The sequence below is a fragment of the Telmatocola sphagniphila genome (assembly GCF_018398935.1).
Classification (GTDB): Bacteria; Planctomycetota; Planctomycetia; order Gemmatales; family Gemmataceae; genus Telmatocola; species Telmatocola sphagniphila.
Genome location: NZ_CP074694.1, coordinates 4,188,637 through 4,208,244 on the forward strand (window position 1 = coordinate 4,188,637; position 19,608 = coordinate 4,208,244).

Below are 19,608 nucleotides of genomic sequence, written 5' to 3' on the forward strand. Positions count from 1 at the left end.
CGAACGAAGGAAAATTCGCCTTTCTCCCAGACCCCCAGCCAGAAAGTTTCCAAGAAAAATTATCCGTCTATCGTCCCGGGAGACTTGAGAAATTCACCTTTATTTTTTTCCCGGAGCCTGCTATGGCCTGAATTCGTTGAGCAGACTCCGCAAGGGGAGGTCCGGGGGAAAAGGACCTGTCCCAAACTGTTTTTATTGCAATGAGCTGCTTTCGGGGGACAGAAGATGGGACTGATAAACCTCATTCTGATTGGCGCGTTATTTTCGCCTTGTGATGCACCCGCTCAACCGGAAGTTGATGTCGTGAGTGATCGGGAAATAGCGATTCCCATTCAGTTCGACCCCAAACAAAAAGCCGAGATCAAGGAAATGATCCAATACGTTTCCCGCGACGGGAAACGTTGGGAACAATATGCGGTGACCAAGCCGACTCAGAATTCGGTCACTTATAAGGCTCCCGAGGACGGCCAGTACTGGTTCCAGATGGTCATCGTTGACCAGAAGGGGAATCGTTCTCCCGAGGATCATACCAAGCCAGAAGCGGCGGCGGCTGCCAAGCGTATCACCGTCGATACCAAGCCGCCGATCATTAACATTCGCTCCGCCGAGAAAGTCGGTAACGACGTCACGGTCTCCTGGGAAATTCAGGAAGAGAATCCGGATTTGACGAAATTCTCTCTCGAATACAAGGGGACTGACGGCGTCTGGTATCCGATCCAGGATATCAAACCACTTCTGTCATCGAGTGCTCGCTTTCAGATTAGCACGAATGAAAAACTTTCCGTTCGCGTCCGGTTGACGGACCTGGCGGGCAATCCGGGGGAACAAGTCAAGGATGTGGCCGGAAGCGGAAGCTCCGTTTCCGCCACTACTATGAGCTTGTCGAATACCGGGGATAGCAAAACGCCGGTAAATCTGATTCCGAACAACAAGCTCTCGCTGCCGGGGGAAGGTGGACCATCTTTGAAGGAATTGGCACCGCCAGTTAACTCTATACCCGCGATGCCGATTGCTACCCCGCTGGATCTGCCTACGAAAACCGATTACTCTCCCGTCGGTTCGGTAGGTCCCACGGCCAATGCCAATGCTGCCCCCCTGGGTTCGAATACACTGGCTCCTCTCAAGACTCCTAACGCCGGTTATACGGGAGCCCCAATACCGACCGCGCAGATCATGAATATTTCCAAGTTCGATCTGGGTTACGAAGTGGAAGGAACTGGAGCATCGGGCGTCAGCCGGGCGGAACTCTGGGTCACGCGCGACGATGGAAAAACCTGGTTACGCTGGGCCATTTCGGACAAAGTCGACGGCAAGTTCCCGGTGAATCTCGAGAAGATCGAAAATCGGACCAATCCTCTGGTCGAAGGCATGTACGGCTTCAAAATCGTGCTAGCCAGCGGCGCGGGACTGACCAAGGGCGCACCTCTTTCCGGTGAGATACCGGAAATTCGAGTCGACGTGGATACGACACCGCCGGTTCTGAAATTGTTTGAACCGCTGCCCGATCCGAATCAGCGCCACACGATGATTTTGAAATGGCATGCAGCCGATCGCAACCTCGCCGCGGAACCGATTACCATTGAATGGTCGAAAAATGCCGATGGTCCCTGGACCTCGGTAGCGGCCGATACTACGAACGACGAATTGATTACGACTTCTTCAGTGATACCCATCGCTCAAGCGAAGCGGATGGCCAACACTGGAAGCTACGCCTGGAAACTGCCCGCGAATTTCCCGCACGATAAAATCTATCTGCGGATTTGCGCACGCGATACCGCAGGCAACATTGCGGAAGTCAAAACTCCCGAGGCCGTGCTGATAGATCAGAGCCGACCGAACGCTCGCATCATTGGTATCGTGGGAACTTCGGCGAGCGACAAACGCTAATGCGATTGAAATGAAGTGGTTAAACTATGGGGAATCTTCGGATTCCCTTTTTTTTATGCGCGGAAACTCATTTCGCGGTGATTGCAAAGATCGTCGGCCCCCACGAACTCTGGCCGACGCAGCGGATGCCCGAGCGACGAAGACTTGCTATTTTCTCCGTAATTCCGGGTGTCGAATAGCGCCCGCCCTGCACGGACGCGAATATTTCTCCCACACGGGAGTTGTATTCGTAAACTGCTTCTCCGAAAGTCTGAAGATCCCCGGACGCGATCCCCGGCAGAATCCCCAGTACAATCAGTCGACAAAGCCGATTGATTTCCTCTGAATCCGGGCCTGAATTTTTCTGCAGTTGGCGGAAAGCATCACGCTCCCGCTGACCGAACCACGTACTGCTGTCGCTAGGAGTGTGCAAGGTGACCTCCCAATCCGTCGGAAAGTCGTGTTGAGCGATCCGGGGCGAGAGGCACATGCCGGGAAGTTTTCCCCCCTCGACGATCAACCCGCCACAATCGAATCCATGCACGCCTATGGCGGATCTTTCGCCCCGACCAATTCTCTGGGCCAGTTCCACCGAGCTCAGTTGTAATCCGATTTCGAGAGAGATCGCTTTGGACACGCTCAGCCCCAGCGCGGTGCCAACTCCGAGGCCGGTGTGCTCCGGCGGACACTGGTCCACAACAATTGAAAATGGGGAAGCTAAATCCGGGGGAAGAGCTTTCGCGAACTGCTGGGCGAAACTAAGTGCTCGCTCTGCGCATGGCCCCTGGGACTGCCAAGTATCCGAGCGTTGTACCCGAACGACAATCGCGGGATCGTCGATCATCAGCCCGACGCCTCCAAACTGTCTTAGCGGCAGGCCGGTCTCGCCATCCAACCCGGGCCAATGAGAGTTGTTTCCCTGCGGAATCTGTAATAGACCGAAGTGAAGCCGGGTACGAGCCTGCCAGCGCGTCATGGCGACTCCTTCACGAAATCCTGAAGGAATTGCATGGCCTCGATTTCCCGCTCCCCGCCGGTTTTATTCACCCAGACGATCAGCTTGGCATACTCCTGCAAAACGGCATCTTTCCCCGTGAGATGGAGTCGGGTAGCGAGTATGGCCGCTTCGATCACCGCATGCTTCGCCCGATTGAAGCCCCAGAAATCCCGGAACCAATGTTTCGTGACCACCCGCGCCAGAATGTGAACCCGTTCGTGGGACTCATCGAGGGATTCCACCTGAAACTCGTAGGCTCGGCAGGCCGACCTACGCATAAGAAACCCCTCGATTTGGATGGCCCTTTCCATCTCGGGAAGCTGCGCCTGGCCCACTGCGGCTTGAGCCAGCAACAATACGTCGTCGACGACATGCAGGACTCCCTGCCCCTGTCGCCTCAAATTCTGGAATGTATGAGAGGATGGGAAAGGTCGAAGTAGCAGACTTTCAAACTCGCCCAGGATCTTGGGACCCATGGGAGCGAGATGGGGCGTTCCATCGGCATTAATCGTCGTTACCAGCCCTTCGAGAATCATGCCTACATTGTATATGTTTCGATTTTAGCGTTAAAAAAGTCCTAACTCGGAGAGAGGGTTTGCGGCTGTGGAATTGGATGAGAACCGTGGTCCTTTTCCTTCAGAACGAATTCCATCGGAAAAAATAGGCGATTGAAACGGGGCGAAACAGACTGAAAATGAACGGAAACTTGTTTTTGTTCACCTAAATTAAATGGACGTGGGCGAGATCGGTAATTCCTTGCTACTTATGGATCTCGATGCATCGTCGGAGTATGCGGAAGTGCATACCATATCTGTCCAACTTCTCACTCTCCAGGAGATATATCCATGGCAGTAGCGCCGGTTCCCCAGCGTTCGATAGCGGAAGCCTCATTATTTTCGGCATCCCCAGTTTATCGGATGGCCTGTCAGCAACTCGAAGCGGTTCCGAACATCATCGATGTCGATCCTGGAATCATTCTGAGACTGAGCCTTCCGAAGCGATCTATGATCGTCAATATTCCCATCCGAATGGACGATGGCTCCACCCAATGCTTCGTCGGTTATCGGGTGCAGCACTCACTCACGAGTGGTGCATCGAAAGGGGGACTGCGTTACAATGCCCAGGTCGATATCGGCGAAGTGGCGGCCCTGGCCATGTGGATGAGTTGGAAGTGCGGCATCATGAATTTACCGTTCTCCGGTGCCAAAGGGGGAATCGCCGTCGACCCGGCCAAGCTGAGCCGCGGCGAACTGGAACGACTGACCCGCCGCTACACGGAGGAAATTTTGTCGATCATCGGGCCGCGCATCGATGTCATGGCTCCCGATATGGGCACCGATGAACAGACGATGGCCTGGATCATGGACACTTACTCCATGAAGATTGGTTATGCCTGCCCTGAAATTGTGACTGGCAAACCCGTTGAACTGGGTGGCTGCGTGGGCAGACGGGAAGCGACGGGCCGTGGCGTTACCTACTGCATCATTGAAGCCCTCGACGAATTGAAAATACCGATAACGGAGGCGACCGCCGTAGTTCAAGGGTACGGGAACGTCGGAAGCATCGTAGCGCAGGAGTTGTTCCAACGCGGGGTGAAGATCATCGCCCTCGGCGATCGTTATGGTTCCATACGCAATGAAAAAGGCATCGACATTCATACTTTGAATAAGTATGTCGCACTGCCCAGCAACGAGCGCAAAACGATCGTCGGTTTCAGTGAAGCCGAACCGATCAAGAATGAAGAGCTACTGACTCAGCCCTGCACCATCCTGGCGCCTTGCGCCCTGGAGCGCGTTCTCAACGCAGAGAATGCTTCTAAAGTGCAATGCAAAATTTTGGCCGAAGGAGCCAACGGACCGACCACACCGGAAGCGGACAAGATCCTCAGCGACGCAGGTGTTTACATCATCCCAGATATCCTCTGCAATGCAGGTGGCGTAACAGTCAGCTACTTCGAATGGGTGCAGGATCTACAGCAATATTTCTGGGACGAGGAGCAAGTAAACGCCAAGTTGAAAGAGCTGATGCTGCGTTCCTTCCGAAAGGTACGCAAGCTAGCCACAGAAAAGAAAGTCTCCATGCGCTTGGCAGCCCTTTCGTTGGGCGTGCTCAAAGTGGCGACCGAAAAACAAAAACGAGGTCTCTACCCGTAGGCGGCCGTTTCTCATCAACCCCTTTTGCGAATTGGGGCGGTCACATCCGCCCCAATCTCTTTCTGGCTCCTTAAACCACGGGATCCGTAGCCGTGAAACGCCTGCTTCTTATATTGCTGCTCATCATCACCCCGCCTGCCTCGGCACAATCAACCGCACCCCTGGAAAAAATTCGAACGACCGTGGAGGCCGCGATTGCTCGGGGAGAGCTACCGGGCGCCGTTGTTCTCGTAAATCGTAACTCGAAAACCCTTTACTTTCAGGCCATCGGACAGCGAGCGATAGCCCCCAAGCCGGAAGCGATGACTCCGGACACAATTTTTGACCTCGCTTCGCTCACCAAACCGATTGCGACCGCAGCTTGTATCTGGAAACTGGTCGAGGAGGGTAAACTCAAAGTTACCGATCGGGTCAGCCAGTACTGGCCCGAATTCACCGGGGCCGGAAAAGAAAAAATCACTATCGATCAACTGCTTCTGCACACCAGCGGCTTAATGGCCGACAATGCTTTGAGCGATTATCAGAGTGGAAAAGAGTCGGCCTTCAAGAAGATCTGCAAGCTTCCCGTGGAAGCGGAACCGGGCGTTCGATTCAAATACAGCGATGTCGGCTATATCGTGCTCGGGCATCTCGTAGAACGCGTTTCGGGCACGTCGTTAAATGACTTTGCCACGAAAAATATTTTTGCGCCTCTCGGCCTCAAAGATACCCGCTATCTTCCGGAGGCGGAGAAGAAAAATCGAATCGCCCCGACGGGTAAACGCGATGGCCAAATCCTCCGGGGAGTCGTGCATGATCCGCGAGCGCATGCCCTGGAAGGAGTGGCGGGACACGCCGGCCTGTTCGCTCCAGCCGAAGATTTATTGCGTTACGCCCAGATGCTGTTACAAGAAGGCGAGCTGAAGGGTCTTCGCATCTTTAAACCCGAAACGGTCAAACAAATGCTCGAACCGGCGGCTATTCCCGGCGGTTTTCGCTCCCGAGGATGGGACGTCGACACCGCTTACACGGCCCAGGCCGGCACTCTGTTCAATAGAAGAAAAGGGTTCGGGCACACGGGATTCACCGGAACTTCCCTCTGGGTGGACCGCGAAACCAAAACCATCATTCTGATTCTCACCAATCGGGTTCACCCTGATGACAAGGGAAATGTTACCCCTTTGCGCCGGGCTATCGCAAACCTCGTCGCGGAAGATATTGGTTTGTCAGCGCCGGAAGAAAACGTAGCCACGGGAATTGATGTGCTCCAAGCGGCCAAGTTCGATCTGCTTCAGGGGAAGCGGATCGGTCTAGTCACCAATCAAACGGGTGTGGATCGCCTGGGGAATTCTACGATTGACATTTTGCATCAGGCCCCCGGCGTGAAACTCATAGCCCTATTCAGCCCGGAGCATGGCATCCGCGGGGCTCTCGATCAGGCCAATATCGGTGATACGATCGATGAAAAAACAAAGCTGCCCATTTACTCGCTCTATGCCGGCAAACGGCGGAAACCGACAGCGGATATGTTGAAGGACATCGATCTGGTTGTCTATGACATCCAGGATATCGGCTGCCGATTTTACACTTACGTCAGCACTTTAGGAAACGTGCTGGAGGCCGCGCATGAGAATGGTAAAGGAGTAGTCGTTCTGGATCGGCCGAATCCCATCGGCGGCGTATTGGTTCAAGGTCCCGTTCGCGATGCCAGCCGGGATTCCTTTGTGGCCTATCATACATTGCCGGTTCGCCATGGCATGACCATCGGAGAACTCGCTCAGATACTCAATGAGGAGCGCGGCTGGCGGGTTCCCTTGCAGATTGTGAAACTAAAAAATTCGAAGCGCGGCGACACTTTCGATCGGACCGGATTGCGATGGGTCAACCCGTCGCCGAATATGCGCAGCCTGACCGCCGCCTTACTTTATCCGGGCATCGGCTTGTTGGAGACCACCAATCTCAGCGTCGGCAGAGGTACCGATCGACCATTCGAATGGGTCGGCGCCCCCTACATCGATGGTAAGCGTCTGGCGGCTGAGCTCAAAAAAGCTCGACTTCCGGGAGTTTCCTTCGTTCCGACTAATCTCACACCGAGTAGCAGCAAATTCGAAAAAGAAATCTGCGGCGGCGTTTCGATTTTGATAACCGACTGGGAAACCTTCGATCCACTGAAAACGGGTTTTGCCTTCATGCTCAGTTTGAGGAAACTTTATCCGGAGGCCTGGTCCATTAAAAATCTGGATACGCTACTCGTTCATAAAACGACCATCGAGGCCATTCAGAAAGGTACCGATCTAGACAGTATGATGAAAGCCTACGAGCCCGAATTGAAGACGTTTCTCGATCGTCGCAAGCGCTTCTTGCTTTATCCCTGATATCTGAAACTTCAAAATGACTACCAATCTATCCTGTTTCCAGCATCGCTACCTGAATCACATCGCGCGCACTCCGCTGGTACCAATTCAGCTTTACGACGATCAACCGGCGATCTGGTGCAAGCTGGAATTTCTGAATCCGAGTGGTTCCACCAAGGATCGTATTGCTCGATACATTCTGGAAAAGGCTTGGCGACAGGGTAAACTCACGCCTTCCAGTACCGTGATTGAAGCTTCGAGCGGATCGACAAGTATCGCTTTTGCTCTAGCCTGCGCCCAATTCGGCGTTCGCTTTATTGCGGTAATGCCTGAAGGAGTGAGCAACGAACGTGTGCTGATCATTCGCGCCTATGGCGGCGAAGTCCGCTTCACTCCGAAGTCGGAAGGTGTGCGCGGTTCGATCGCGGAAACCGAACGGCTCGCTAAAGACGGGAACATCTTTTTACCCCGACAGTTCGCCAACCCGGATAACGCGGAAGCTCACCGGCTGAACACTGCCCGGGAAGTCATCGATCAAATCCCCGGAGGAACCGTGGATGCCGTAGTGAGCGGTGTGGGCACCGGCGGCACACTTGTCGGCATGTATCAGGGGCTGGTTGAAAGTGGTTGCGAGGTGGTTCCCGCCCTGGCGAGACCCGTGAACATACTGAGCACGCCCGAAGTTGAATGTTACAGTTTCAGCAGTCGAATCCCGGGAGTGGTCGACAGTCTTTCCCAAATATTTCGGGAGGCCGATCTTCCCAATTTGCTGACGATCGACGTTCCAGACGAAGAAGCCCTTCACACCACGCAACTCCTGATGAAAAAAGGGTTTCCGGTCGGGCCCAGTTCCGGTCTGAATTACGCCGCCAGCTTGGCCCTGGCGAAAAAACTCCAGCTTCAGAATCCTCAGATTGTAACTGTATTTCCGGATCGCATGGAACGCTATTTCACTACCGAACTGTTTCAGAAGATGCTGTCAAGTTAGGTAATTCTCGCATCGAATTGACCTTGTGTGCTTCGGTCAAGCCGGTTAGAAGCCCCGAGGAGTTTCAGGATCTCCAGAGGGTGAGCCGATGCGACTGACAGCACTCGCAGGATTACTGGTCGCCAGCACCGCGCTACAAGCGCAGAGTTCGTCTACGCCCCCTTCGGTGGGCGAAACGAGAGTCGTCGGCATCCACACCGTTGACGGCCTCCAGGCGGCTCCTCTAAAAGATTTAACTCCGCCCAGCTGGCCAGCAGTTCCCACATTGCCGGATGCCCAGAAAGATTTGATCCCGCCTCCCGAAACGAAACGGGAAGCGGATAAAGGGTTCTACGGCGATGCGGCCATACTCTTCTGGCAGCCCCAGCGGCAGGGGCTCGATTTCGCGCTGGTCGATCCGAACAACGACGGTATCCCCGAAGGCAAAGTTAAATCGCTCAAGTACGAAATGAAAGTCGGCTTCCGCACGGATCTCGGCTATCAATTCAGTAACGGCTGGGATGTTTCGGCAGGGTATACCTACTACCGAACTTCGACACAGGATACGGCGTATGCACCGGATGGTGGTTTGATCTACACTACCTTCGGCCGCCCAAGTCTCGTCGATCAGGCCAACACCGCCGTCAGCCGTGCAAAGCTCGACTACGACGTCTACGATCTGACCTTCGGTAAGAAATTGCATGTGGAAGACGATGTGACGCTGAGATTATTCGGCGGCGTTCGTTTTGCGAACATCAACCAGAAGCAAGATACCCTTTACAACGGCCTGTTTGCCGATAACGCGGCATTCGAAAATAAAAATTCCTTCTCCGGAGCCGGCCCAATCCTCGGGATGGAATTCCAAGGGGAGATTTACAAGCACTTCAGTCTGTTCGGCAAAATCAGCGGCGGCATGATTCTCGGCAACCAGAAAGCTTCGCTGTTTGGAACGAATAATTCTGGCTTAACGCCCGACGATAGCTTTGAGAACAACTATCGGCAGAACGTGCCCGTGTTAAACCTGGGACTGGGAGCTCAGTGGGAATATCACGGTTTCAGCGTGCGATTGGGATATGAAGTTTCCAACTGGTTCAACTTGGTCAACAAACCGCAGTACACCGGGGAATTGGCCGAGGGACGTTACACCTATACCAGCAGCGACTTGACCGTGGATGGCTTCAGCGTCCAATTCGGCATTCGATTCTAGTTATTTGACATCCATCGAAATCGTGCCGTCCCAATCCTTATCGGGCTGGCCGATTTTATCCATGTATTCGAGAAGGATCTGCAACGACTTCTCTTCTTTGATGTTGCCGCGCCGCTTGTACTGCTCGAAATGCCGGCGAGCATTCTCCCAGTCGCGGCTTAAAAAACACTTCAATCCCGTACGCCAGATATCGAAGAGCGGTTGACCCCGATCGATAGGATTCCCCATGATCGGGACTAGTTCACTGACCAGCGACGACTTGCTCATCCCCATCGGTCGAATACGGGCCAGGGGTCGAAGATACCAGGTGTTCTGTCGGCGATTTTCGAGGACTTTTGAGATACTTTCATCCACCAGGATCTTCACGCCGAAATGCTTGGTTAAGGATTCCAGGCGCGAAGCCAGGTTGACAACCGGTCCGAAGACATCCAGCTTGCACTGTTCCCACACACCCAATTTCCCGGCCACCGCCGGTCCGTGGGCGATGCCGATACCGCACTGATAAATGCCTTTGCGTTTCTCCTGCATTTTCGCAAACTCTTTGTGAATGCGCAAAGCCGCGGTCACGGCCCGTTCAATCTGGTTCTCCGGCGCGTCCGATTCGAGTTGCGGCCAACCCCAGAAACCCATTACGGCGTCGCCCTGCAAATCGCCGATAACCCCCTCTTCGTCGGTGATAGCTCCGGACATAATCTCCAGAACGTCGCTGATGTGATTCCACGAGGACAGCAAATCCGCTTCCCCGGCCTCCGCAAGACCACAGGAACCGCGCAAATCGCAGAAGATCACCGTCACTGGAGCCAGCTTCGGCTCCAGTAACTGATCCATGTTGCCCTGATGCATCAGATTGACCATGCGCCGGGGCAAAAAGCGGTGGTACAGCGCCATGTCCCTTTCCATTCGCCGCATATCCTGGGTCGATTTGTACAACTCGGCAACCAGATCGATGAACTTCTGGCTATCGCGCAGCACCGGATCTTTAGGCAGGGTCGATTTCGTCACATTACTCGGGACGCTGCCAGCCACATAAAGGGCAACCTGCATACCTTCATAAGGTCTCAGTGGGGTACACATCGCCCAATCCTGATCAGGAGCAACCGTCGTCTGCAACTGCACGGCTGATTCTGTCAGACACTCCCAGACATAAAAGACACTGTCGTAGCTTTGCTGCAAGGCCCGGCGGACGAGTTGGTTGGAAGGCTTGAACTCCGTGCTAGAATTGCCGCGCTGTTTTAAATAGCGAATACTTGGCCGGGCCTTTGGGTCGTCGAGATTCAGGGTGACGATGGCCGCCGCATCCGCCCGCGGCACACCTCGGAATACGGCATCCAGGGTCCGCTGCATCAGCTGCTCGATATCAGGCGCGGCAATCATTTCCGGAATTTCGGTCAGCGCCTGCATAGGCGATAACGGATCTTTGAATGCATTTCGCCGCAATTCCACTCGCTGAATGGTCATGTCCAGCGAAGGTGCCTCGGGGGCAAATGAAGCCGGTTCGGTCATGCACAGCGTAAACTGCGTGCGACCGATGATGAAAGCCTCTCCGGCACCGAGTACAAATGAGTCCCCGGGCTCTATCGCGATGGGAAGTTGAGTGGGATGCTTTTTATAAAAAATGGGGTTTTTAGCTTTTTCGAGTCTCCGAACCGTTAATGTAGGGGCCGACCAATGCAACTCGGCATGTACACCCGATATCTCGCCGTCCTCGGGCACTGCCCAATCCGAGCGATTCTCCGGCGGCCGAGACAAATCGTGCTTGGGGCAACGTCCTAAGGTTACTTTCATCTCCTGTTTGTCGAAGATTTTTCGCCAAAGACTGCTTTGCTTGCTGTGCTGATCGAAAAAGGCAGCTTCCAATTCGGCCATAACGCGAAGTTTCCCGGTTGCATGGGATTCCGACTTTGGCATTTTATGAGGGCGGGGGTGGGAAACATACCCATAGACGGAATCGAGTGGCGCGACTCATAACGTCGATTTGAATTTGACCTGTTTAATGAGAAGATTTTACCTATTTTAACGCCACATTTGTCCCAAGCTTCTTATTTCTGATATTCGATTCAACTTGCGCAGTCGATCCCTTCTGTATATTCGTCTAATTGATTGCGGGAGCCTGGCTATGTCTGGTTTTACGGGAAGGCTAGTACCGATTTTCGTTGTGTCGCTAATGCTGTGGCAGACGGGTCGGGCGCAGGAACTTCAGTCCGTAAAGATTGTGGCCGTGGGAAATAATCCGGCGGTCGATTTTCAGGAGCCCAAGAAAGACGCAGTCGATACCAAAACACCCAAAGTCGATCCGAAAGCCAAGACTGACGAGCCGAAAAAAGACAAGAAAGAGGATGCCAAGGACAAGAAGGAGGCGAGCGTCATTCCGGATATTCCGGTGGTAGCATCGACCGATGCCTCGCAGTATTTGTCGAACCGGGCTCGCTATACCCCCACCATGCTCGGCGATCTGAACAGCCGATACACGACGGCGACTACACCCGTTCGAGTCCTATTAAAGGGGACGGCATTCAATGAATCGGTTTTGGGAGGAACCGGGTTTATCACTTTACCCGGAACGCAGGAGAATCAAAAAGTCCCCATTACATTAGCTCAAAAACCGGTTCGTTATACCGTCGATTTGACCGCGGATTATTACGAACATTTGCGAATTCCCTATGTGGCCGCGGGGGCTTTCAAGATCTCCGAGAACGAAAGTCCGCGACCGTTGGATCGCATTTACGTGGATTACAACTACTTCTCGAGTGTGTCTCGAGATGTAGTCAACATTCCGGGACAGATTACCGCAGCTCAGCTGACGAATTTCGGGATTCCCACGGCGGTCGGACCTCAGACTCCCATTGAAATTGCTGAATTCGCCAAGATCGCCAACTACTTCAAGCAGGCCAAAGGAATCAATGCCGCCGCATACAACGCTTACATTCAAGGGGTGCTGGTCAGCGGCGATGCACTGCATCCAAAGATCTCGGACCCGGCTCTGGGCAGTTTGATTAATGCCACGATCGCCGCGATCAAAGCGGCCAATCCGACGATCAAGTATGGCCGACCGTTCCCGAACAGTATCCCGATCTACCAGACCGGTTCGATCACGGTCAGCGGCGGGCCGTTCGGTTCGAATCAGCCGATTACTATTGCACCAACCAACCTCAGTCAGCACGCGGATATCAATAGGGAAACCTTGGGATTTGAAAAAACCTTCCTGGACGGCGACGCCTCCTTCGGTATGCGTCTGCCCATTATTCAGGTGGCTGGAATTGATGGTTCCAGCGAATTAGGCGATATCACGGCTATCTTTAAATACGCGTTCATTAATAATCTGGAAACAGGGAATCTTCTGTCGGGTGGTTTGGCCGTGACCGCACCGACCGGCCGATCGGCCAGCACGATAGATGGTTCGATCCACTCCACGCTCATTCAGCCTTACATGGGGGTGATTTACAATTTAAGCGAAAAGTGGTTCGTGCATGGCTTTACGGGGATCCTGGTACCCACCGACTCACGCGATGTGACATTCTTGAGCAATGACTACGGCTTGGGCTATCGACTGTATCAGGCCGAGGATGCATCCAGTACGATTTCCTCGATTATTCCAACCCTGGAATTACATGTAACCTCGCCATTGAATCATCGCGACCAATTCGAACCCGCGTTCATTCCGGATACGGTATCGCTAACCGGGGGCATCACTTTTGGAATTGGTGCTCGAACGAGTCTGGCAATTGCTGCCAATACTCCGTTAACAGGTCCCAAACCCTACGAATACGAACTGATGGTTCAATTGAACTACAACTTCGGTTCTCTGCCCCCGACCACGAACTACACTCCGATATCTCGCTAATTGGATTTAGGGAGCAAGTCGTTCCCGAATCCAGACGCCATTTTCCAGACGATACCTCAATCGGTCGTGCAGACGGCTGGGTCGCCCCTGCCAGAATTCGAAGGCATCCGGTACCAGCCGATAGCCACCCCAGTGTGGCGGCTTGGGGATATTATCGCCGAACCGGGCCTTCAATTCGGCTTCCTTCTTTTCCAGCACATCGCGACCGGCAATGACCGAGCTTTGTTCCGAGATCCAAGCCCCCAACCGGCTACCGACGGGCCGGGAATGGAAATATCGCTCCGATTCCTCTTCGCTGGTTTTGACGACTCGCCCTTCAATGCGTACCTGTCTTTCCAGTTCGACCCAGTAGAAGACCATGGCCGCGAAGGGGTTGTGATCGAGTTCATTACCCTTACGACTGCAGTAGTTCGTGAAAAAGACGAATCCTTTGTGATTGCATTCCTTCAAAAGAAGTATCCGGGCGGCCGGGCGGCCTTCCGGGGATACCGTGGCCAGGGTCATGGCCGTCGCTTCCGGATGGTGTGCATCGACCGCCTGATGCAGCCATTTCAAAAACTGATTGATCGGATCGACATCGGCTTCCGATTCCAGCAATCCGCCTCGTTGATATTCCTTGCGTAAATCAGCAATTGTCATCGCCGTGACTCGCTTCAGTAAGTTTCAGATCACGGAGATATTGTAGGCGAGAAATCAATCGTTTCGGCGGATGTTTCGTTAGCCAAATCCCAAAATGAACTCAGCGCAGGCTATTTCAAATCCTTACTCAGCATCGTCGGGCACCAGTTCTGTTCGATGAATTGGATGATACGCTCTGTACCATCCTCGTGCGAAACGAAAGGACTGCTTTTTGGGCTGTACATCGCGTCGGTGAGATCGCGCACCAGAATGCATTTTTTCCCGGAACGGGTCATCGATTTGATAGCAAAGGAACGATTAAGCACACACATATTAGTGTGAACGCCCATCATTAGAAGCGTGTCGATATTCTTCGCCTGCATCAGAGCGTAGACCTCGCTCCCATCGGCGGATACGTAATCTTTCGCCTCGTCTACCGTCAGTGCGGGATGCTGACGCTTCCAGGCGATATAGGGCTTCACCGGATTGGGATCGTCGCAGCCGCCATCTCGATCGTCGACGGGACAAGGCGGGTCGGGGAGATTCACACTGACCGGTATCTTCGTCTTCGGCAGATCCAGCATTCGCTTGCGGGCCGGGGAATCCTTGTAGTAGGCCATGCAGTCTGACGGGGCATGCACGATGGTGATGCCTTTTTTTCGGGCCGCCTGTAAAACCGGTTCCATCTTCGCGGCCAGGGCGCCGCATCGTTCCGTCGCTTTATCGCACCAGTGTTTATCCCACATGTCGCAAATGACGATCAGAGTTTTCGAAGGATCCAGCTTCTCTGATACCAGAACTTCTTTCGTCGTGGTTTGATTTTTGAAGGGAGCGACTCGAGTACGCAACTCGACAGGAATCTCTTCAGCAAAAGCAGCCGTTGGGCAGAATAGAAAGAGTAGGATTCGCAGCATCAATAAGTCTCCTCAAGTCGAAAATGATCTACTCGGGGAGACTATCACATCGGGATTAATGGAGCCAACAAAATCAACCGAACCAGGCGGGCATCTGCCCGGCCGGAGGCAACTTGATGACATTCATAGTCTGAATTTTCTCGTGAGCCTTCACGGCCTTTAAAGCCGCTTCAGGAGGTGTGCTGTCCAGATTCAAGAACGCTACCGCTTCGCCGCCGGGGGTCATTCGACCCAGAATCATAGAGGCAATATTCACATTGTTATTTCCGAAGATGCTACCGACAAACCCGATCAGGCCGGGCACATCGCGATGCGTGAAGGCAAAGAGTATGCCATCGAGGAAGGCCTCCAGGCGCCATTCATTCCACTGCACCAGACGCAGGTACTGGTTGCCAAACAGAGTTCCGCTGGCCATGTTCGATTTGCCCTCGGAAGTGTGAACGGTAGTCTGTAAGAGGTTAGCGAAATCCCCTTTGGACGGATTGGAGGATTCCACAATTTCGATGCCGCGCTCGCTGGCCAGCAGCACCGCATTAACGATGTTAGCCCCACCTTCGAGATAAGATTCCAACAAACCGGCCGCGAAAGCCGCCGTGAGCAACTTGGTATTCTTTCGGGCCAGATCCCCTTTAAAAACCAGTTCGGCTTTCTGAATCGCCCCGTTAGCCATCTGAGCCTGCAGCAAACCGAGACGCCGGGCCAGGTCGACGTACTGCCGGATCTCTTCGAGTTCCGCTCGATTCACTGCAGCCATATTCACGGCAAATTGGACGATCCCTTTATTCAGAAAATCCACCAGCAACTGCGAGGCCTCGACACCGACCGCCTCCTGAGCTTCAACGGTGGAAGCGCCGAGGTGGGGAGTCAAAACCGTGTTTGGAGCAGACAATATCGGATTATCCGCGGGAGGTGGCTCTTCTGTAAACACATCGAGACCTGCCCCGGCAATGTGTCCGCTTTGCAAAGCTTCGCTCAAAGCCCGTTCGTCGATAATTCCACCACGAGCCACGTTCAACACCCGCGCCCCTTTGGGAAGCAGGGCCAACTCCCGGGCACCAATCAGACTCTTCGTCTCGTCGTTCAGTGGCGTGTGAATGGTCAGAAACTGCACCATGGGTAGCATCTGATCGATATTCGCCACCGCCGTGATGCCGAGTTCCTTGGCTCGATCCGATGATAGAAACGGATCGTAGCCGACGATTTTCATATCCAAGCCCTGACAGCGCTTGGCCACTTCCCGGCCGATACGACCCAGACCGATGATACCGATCAATTTCCCGGCCAGTTGGGTGCCGACGAACTTATTTCGCTCCCACTTACCTGCTTTCATGCTGGCATGAGCCGCGGGTATCGGACGGACCAGACTCATCAAAAGAGCAATAGTCTGCTCAGCGGCAGAAACGGTGTTTCCGCCGGGCGTGTTCATCACCACGATGCCCTTTCGAGTCGCGGCGGCGACGTCGATATTATCGACGCCCACCCCGGCTCGAACGATCGCTCGAAGCTTACCTGGGTTCTCCAGTAATTCGGCGGTAATTTTGGTTCCCGAGCGCAGGATAGCACCATCGGCATTGCGCAGCGCCGCCTGAAGCTCGTCCCCTTTCAGACCGGGTCGGTTGTCGATTTCCAGGCCACCCGATTTTAAAATCTCAAGTCCTTGGCCTTCCAACTTGTCACAGAGCAGAACTTTCGGCATTCGCGTCTTCCTTCGCGGTGGGGTTAAGCGGCAGAAACTAACAGTTACGAAGTATCAAACGAAATTAACTGGCCAGTTTCTTCTGAAAGGCGGCCACACCTGCTCCCGGTTCGAGTTTGAAACCACTTTTCAGTAGCGTCAATTCGAGAGCCGACAGAGCCCCGAGAACATCGAAAGGATCGCACCAGCCCATATGACTGAGCCGCCAGATCTGTCCTTTAAGATTGTCCTGTCCATCCGCCAGTTTATAGCCGTACTGCTTTTCGAGAGCCTTGAGTGTGGCGCTGCCGTCGATGCCCTCGGGAACGACGATAACCGTCAAGGCATTATTGGGCCGTTGAGCAAACAGCTTCAGGCCCATGGCGGTAATCGCTGCCCGGGTGGCCTCGGCCATCTTCGCATGCCGCGCCCAGAGATTTTCGATTCCCTCGGCACGGATCCTCTTCAAGCTGAGCCGCTGGGCTTTGATGAGCGTGTTGGCCGGCGTAAAGGGAGTATCGTTCTCGGCAATTTTGGCTTTATATCGTTTGAGATCGAAGTAAAAAGAACGCGTTGCGGTATTGGATTCGATCACCTTCCAGGCTTTGTCGCTCACCGAGACGTAAGCCAGTCCAGGGGGCATCATCAGGGCTTTCTGCGAACCGCTGACGTTGATATCGATCTGCCATTCATCGGTTTTGCAAACCATGGCCCCCAATCCGGAGATGGAATCGACGCAGAGAAGGGCCTTTGTTCCGGCGACAATTTTGCCATAGGCTTCGATATCGTGCCCTACGCCCGTGGAAGTTTCACTCAATGTGGCATAAACCGCCACCGTGTCGGGATTCTTTTCGAGAGCCTCTTTCAACAACTGGGGATCGACAGCGCTCCCGTAGGGTTGCTCCACAATTACCAGATTAGCCCCAAAGGCTTTTAAAACGCCCCGCCAGCGTTCGCCCCAGCGACCCGCCGTGAGCAGAATCGCCTTCTGTCCTGGGGCAAGAACATTAGAAACGGCCGCTTCCATTCCGCCGGTGCCCGAACTGGTCAGCACGATGACCGGATTCTTGGTCTGGAAGACATATTTCAGATCTTCCATCACTTCATTGAGCGCCGCTTTTTGTTCCGCTGTCCGGTGATAGGTCACCGGCTTGGCGAGTTCCAAAAGCGTCTCTTCCGGTACGGGGGTCGGGCCAGGCGTAAACAGACGAGGCTTCATATTCCGCTAATCCTTCCAGCGAAGAGGATAATTCAGATCGTTATTGTAAGGATTCGAGAAATCCGAAAAGGGCTCGCGCAAAAATGAGATACTGGGCAACTTGAAGGGTGTTGCCCAGGAGTTTTCTAAAATGAGGTTTAATTAACGGGCAGTAGAAGCACGAGCGGCCCGAATTCTTTCGAGCAGATTGTTTCGAGAATTCACAGTGTTCGGTGACGGGTTTTCCCCGGCCGGTTGCAGAGGAGGCAATGGAGGACGCGGCAGCAGTTCGGTGGGCGGCGCCGCTTCAATTTCGGTCTGTTTCGCGGCTTCGCTCGCCTTCAAGGCCAGATCGGGGAACATCGTTCGCAGTTCATCGATTTTGACGAATTTTTCCCATCGCAGATAGGAAATATTACTTAAGGGCACAAAGAACGCCCGGCCTTCCTCGGTCTGACCTGCCAGTCGACCGCGAAAAACTAGATATTTGACATCCGTTCGAACCACCGTATCGAGGCAGATTTCATTGCCGTTTGACAAAACAACTACAAATTGGCCGATTTGATCTGGGGGCATCAGTGCCAGAATGGCCTTCCAATCTTCTCCGTTCATGGATTCCATGGGATCGCTCATCTCCGTCTCAGAACTCTAGTATCTACCTTGACTCTACTTCAGAAAAGTTCGGAGTGCACAGAAATTAGGAGCCAGAATCTCAACTATTTCCGGCTACCCATCTCTCGTCAGGCCTTAATGTTGCGACACAGACAAAAACTGTTCGTAATAACCCGCCATTTGCCGGACTGTGCCATCCGGATCGGTTTTTCGCATCTGCTGCAGTCGTTCTGCAAATTCCGAGACATTGCGCTCGGCCGCCACCCGGACCGTGCCCAGGCGTACGGCCGCATTGGAATCCCGGCTGAGTCTTTCCAGCCAGCGGACATCCAGTTCCCGATCTCTTCTCAAGTCCAGGAGCAGATCCAATCTTTCGCGGGGATCGGGATGGGAAATTCGTCTCGCCAGCCGAATCATTTCTTCGTCCAAGCCTCGCGTTTTCAGGCAGGATTCGCAAATGGCACTGATCTCGGGATCTTTGTCGTGCAAAAATGGAATCAGGGATTCGGTATCCAGGCAATCCCGACCCGTTTCCGAACCGGGTCCCACCAGAAGCAGGGCCATTTGGCGAACCTCTTTTTCCGAGTCTTTCAAGCGGAGCAAAACCAACTCGGGATGCTCAGGAACCTTGTGACGTACTGCGGAAACGACTTCCTTTCGCAGTACGGCATCCCCCTTTTTCCAGGGATCCAGTGCGACGACATATTTAGTGCGAAGCAATTCGGGTAAGAGATCCTGGATTATCTTTTGCGATTCCTCAGGGCAAACCGAATGAATTTCCGAGATGCAGGAAATCAGCTGATCCGCCATCTCCGGTTGCTCTCCCCAGACCGGGAGAACGGCTTTCAGGATCCGACCGGCCGCTTGGCGTTTCGAACTTTCTTGGGATTTCAATGAATTCAAAATCCGATCCAGCCCGACTTGTCCCCGACTGGCGAAATTGATGGCAAGCTTGGGGTCGATTTCCGAGACGCTCTGCAGGCGGTACCAGTCATACTCGAGTTTCAGCGCGTCGTACTTCCAGAGAGCGAGGCCCGCCGCAAGCAATATACCACTAAATCCAACAAACAGAACGCGCTTCGATAGCAACTTCATGGGGATCCCTCCGCTGAGAGTGAGTAATTCTTTCAAAAATTCCCTCTCTCGGCAAGACCAACCCAGCGGCGAGGATCCGCACTTCCGCCATTAAATTTGCCCGGGCCGCGAGTTCTCCAGGCAGGAATGGAA

At 53.7% G+C, this 19,608-nt stretch carries 15 protein-coding genes; 6 read left to right on the top strand and 9 right to left on the bottom strand.

All coding sequences use genetic code 11. The features are described from left to right. The first annotated feature begins 225 nt into the window (after positions 1-225). A complete protein-coding gene (locus tag KIH39_RS16740) occupies positions 226-1,887 on the top strand; it encodes a hypothetical protein (RefSeq protein WP_213494367.1) in 1,662 nt (553 codons plus the stop codon). A 67-nt stretch (positions 1,888-1,954) separates the two neighbouring features. On the opposite strand, the gene KIH39_RS16745 is transcribed toward KIH39_RS16740, so the two are convergent. Continuing rightward, on the bottom strand, positions 1,955-2,842 hold the full coding sequence (locus KIH39_RS16745; protein WP_213494368.1) for a GHMP family kinase ATP-binding protein: 888 nt from the start codon (positions 2,840-2,842) through the stop codon (positions 1,955-1,957). Further along, on the bottom strand, positions 2,839-3,399 hold the full coding sequence (locus tag KIH39_RS16750) for a DUF447 domain-containing protein (protein WP_213494369.1): 561 nt from the start codon (positions 3,397-3,399) through the stop codon (positions 2,839-2,841). The genes KIH39_RS16745 and KIH39_RS16750 overlap by 4 nt, the downstream gene beginning before the upstream one ends. A 309-nt stretch (positions 3,400-3,708) precedes the next feature. On the opposite strand from KIH39_RS16750, the gene KIH39_RS16755 reads away from it, so the two are divergent. The 4 genes from KIH39_RS16755 to KIH39_RS16770 all read left to right on the top strand — a co-directional run bounded on the left by KIH39_RS16755 (position 3,709) and on the right by KIH39_RS16770 (position 9,523). After that, positions 3,709-5,016, top strand: a complete 1,308-nt coding sequence (locus tag KIH39_RS16755; RefSeq protein WP_213494370.1) for a Glu/Leu/Phe/Val family dehydrogenase — start codon at positions 3,709-3,711, stop codon at positions 5,014-5,016. 92 nt (positions 5,017-5,108) lie between these two features. After that, positions 5,109-7,370, top strand: a complete 2,262-nt coding sequence (locus KIH39_RS16760) for an exo-beta-N-acetylmuramidase NamZ domain-containing protein (protein ID WP_213494371.1) — start codon at positions 5,109-5,111, stop codon at positions 7,368-7,370. Positions 7,371-7,386: 16 nt separating this feature from the next. Then, positions 7,387-8,337 carry a PLP-dependent cysteine synthase family protein gene (locus tag KIH39_RS16765; protein ID WP_213494372.1) on the top strand — a complete coding sequence of 317 codons (951 nt, stop codon included), beginning with the start codon at positions 7,387-7,389 and terminating at the stop codon, positions 8,335-8,337. Between the two features lie 88 nt (positions 8,338-8,425). Continuing rightward, positions 8,426-9,523 carry an Lpg1974 family pore-forming outer membrane protein gene (locus KIH39_RS16770; protein ID WP_213494373.1) on the top strand — a complete coding sequence of 366 codons (1,098 nt, stop codon included), beginning with the start codon at positions 8,426-8,428 and terminating at the stop codon, positions 9,521-9,523. Here the strand turns inward: KIH39_RS16770 and KIH39_RS16775 are convergent, their stop codons facing one another. Further along, positions 9,524-11,389, bottom strand: coding sequence for an adenylate/guanylate cyclase domain-containing protein (locus KIH39_RS16775; RefSeq protein WP_213494374.1), 1,866 nt, complete (start codon positions 11,387-11,389; stop codon positions 9,524-9,526). 250 nt (positions 11,390-11,639) lie between these two features. On the opposite strand from KIH39_RS16775, the gene KIH39_RS16780 reads away from it, so the two are divergent. Further along, entirely contained in the window at positions 11,640-13,364 is a 1,725-nt protein-coding gene (locus tag KIH39_RS16780) for a transporter family protein (RefSeq protein ID WP_213494375.1), read from the top strand. A 6-nt stretch (positions 13,365-13,370) separates the two neighbouring features. Here KIH39_RS16780 and pdxH read toward each other — a convergent pair whose 3' ends face one another. The 6 genes from pdxH to KIH39_RS16810 all read right to left on the bottom strand — a co-directional run bounded on the left by pdxH (position 13,371) and on the right by KIH39_RS16810 (position 19,476). After that, the gene (pdxH, locus tag KIH39_RS16785) at positions 13,371-14,003 is read right to left on the bottom strand and encodes a pyridoxamine 5'-phosphate oxidase (RefSeq protein WP_213494376.1); all 633 of its coding nucleotides are present in this window, start codon (positions 14,001-14,003) and stop codon (positions 13,371-13,373) included. Between the two features lie 110 nt (positions 14,004-14,113). Next, on the bottom strand, positions 14,114-14,896 hold the full coding sequence (locus tag KIH39_RS16790; protein WP_213494377.1) for an isochorismatase family protein: 783 nt from the start codon (positions 14,894-14,896) through the stop codon (positions 14,114-14,116). A gap of 73 nt (positions 14,897-14,969) precedes the next feature. Continuing rightward, entirely contained in the window at positions 14,970-16,592 is a 1,623-nt protein-coding gene (gene serA / locus KIH39_RS16795; protein WP_213494378.1) for a phosphoglycerate dehydrogenase, read from the bottom strand. Positions 16,593-16,656: 64 nt separating this feature from the next. After that, a complete protein-coding gene (locus KIH39_RS16800) occupies positions 16,657-17,790 on the bottom strand; it encodes a pyridoxal-phosphate-dependent aminotransferase family protein (RefSeq protein ID WP_213494379.1) in 1,134 nt (377 codons plus the stop codon). A gap of 141 nt (positions 17,791-17,931) precedes the next feature. After that, complete coding sequence (locus KIH39_RS16805) at positions 17,932-18,402, bottom strand: hypothetical protein (protein ID WP_213494380.1); 471 nt, start codon at positions 18,400-18,402, stop codon at positions 17,932-17,934. Positions 18,403-18,516: 114 nt separating this feature from the next. Further along, positions 18,517-19,476: a hypothetical protein gene (locus KIH39_RS16810; protein ID WP_213494381.1), complete on the bottom strand. Its 960-nt coding sequence runs from the start codon at positions 19,474-19,476 to the stop codon at positions 18,517-18,519. Positions 19,477-19,608: the final 132 nt, after the last annotated feature.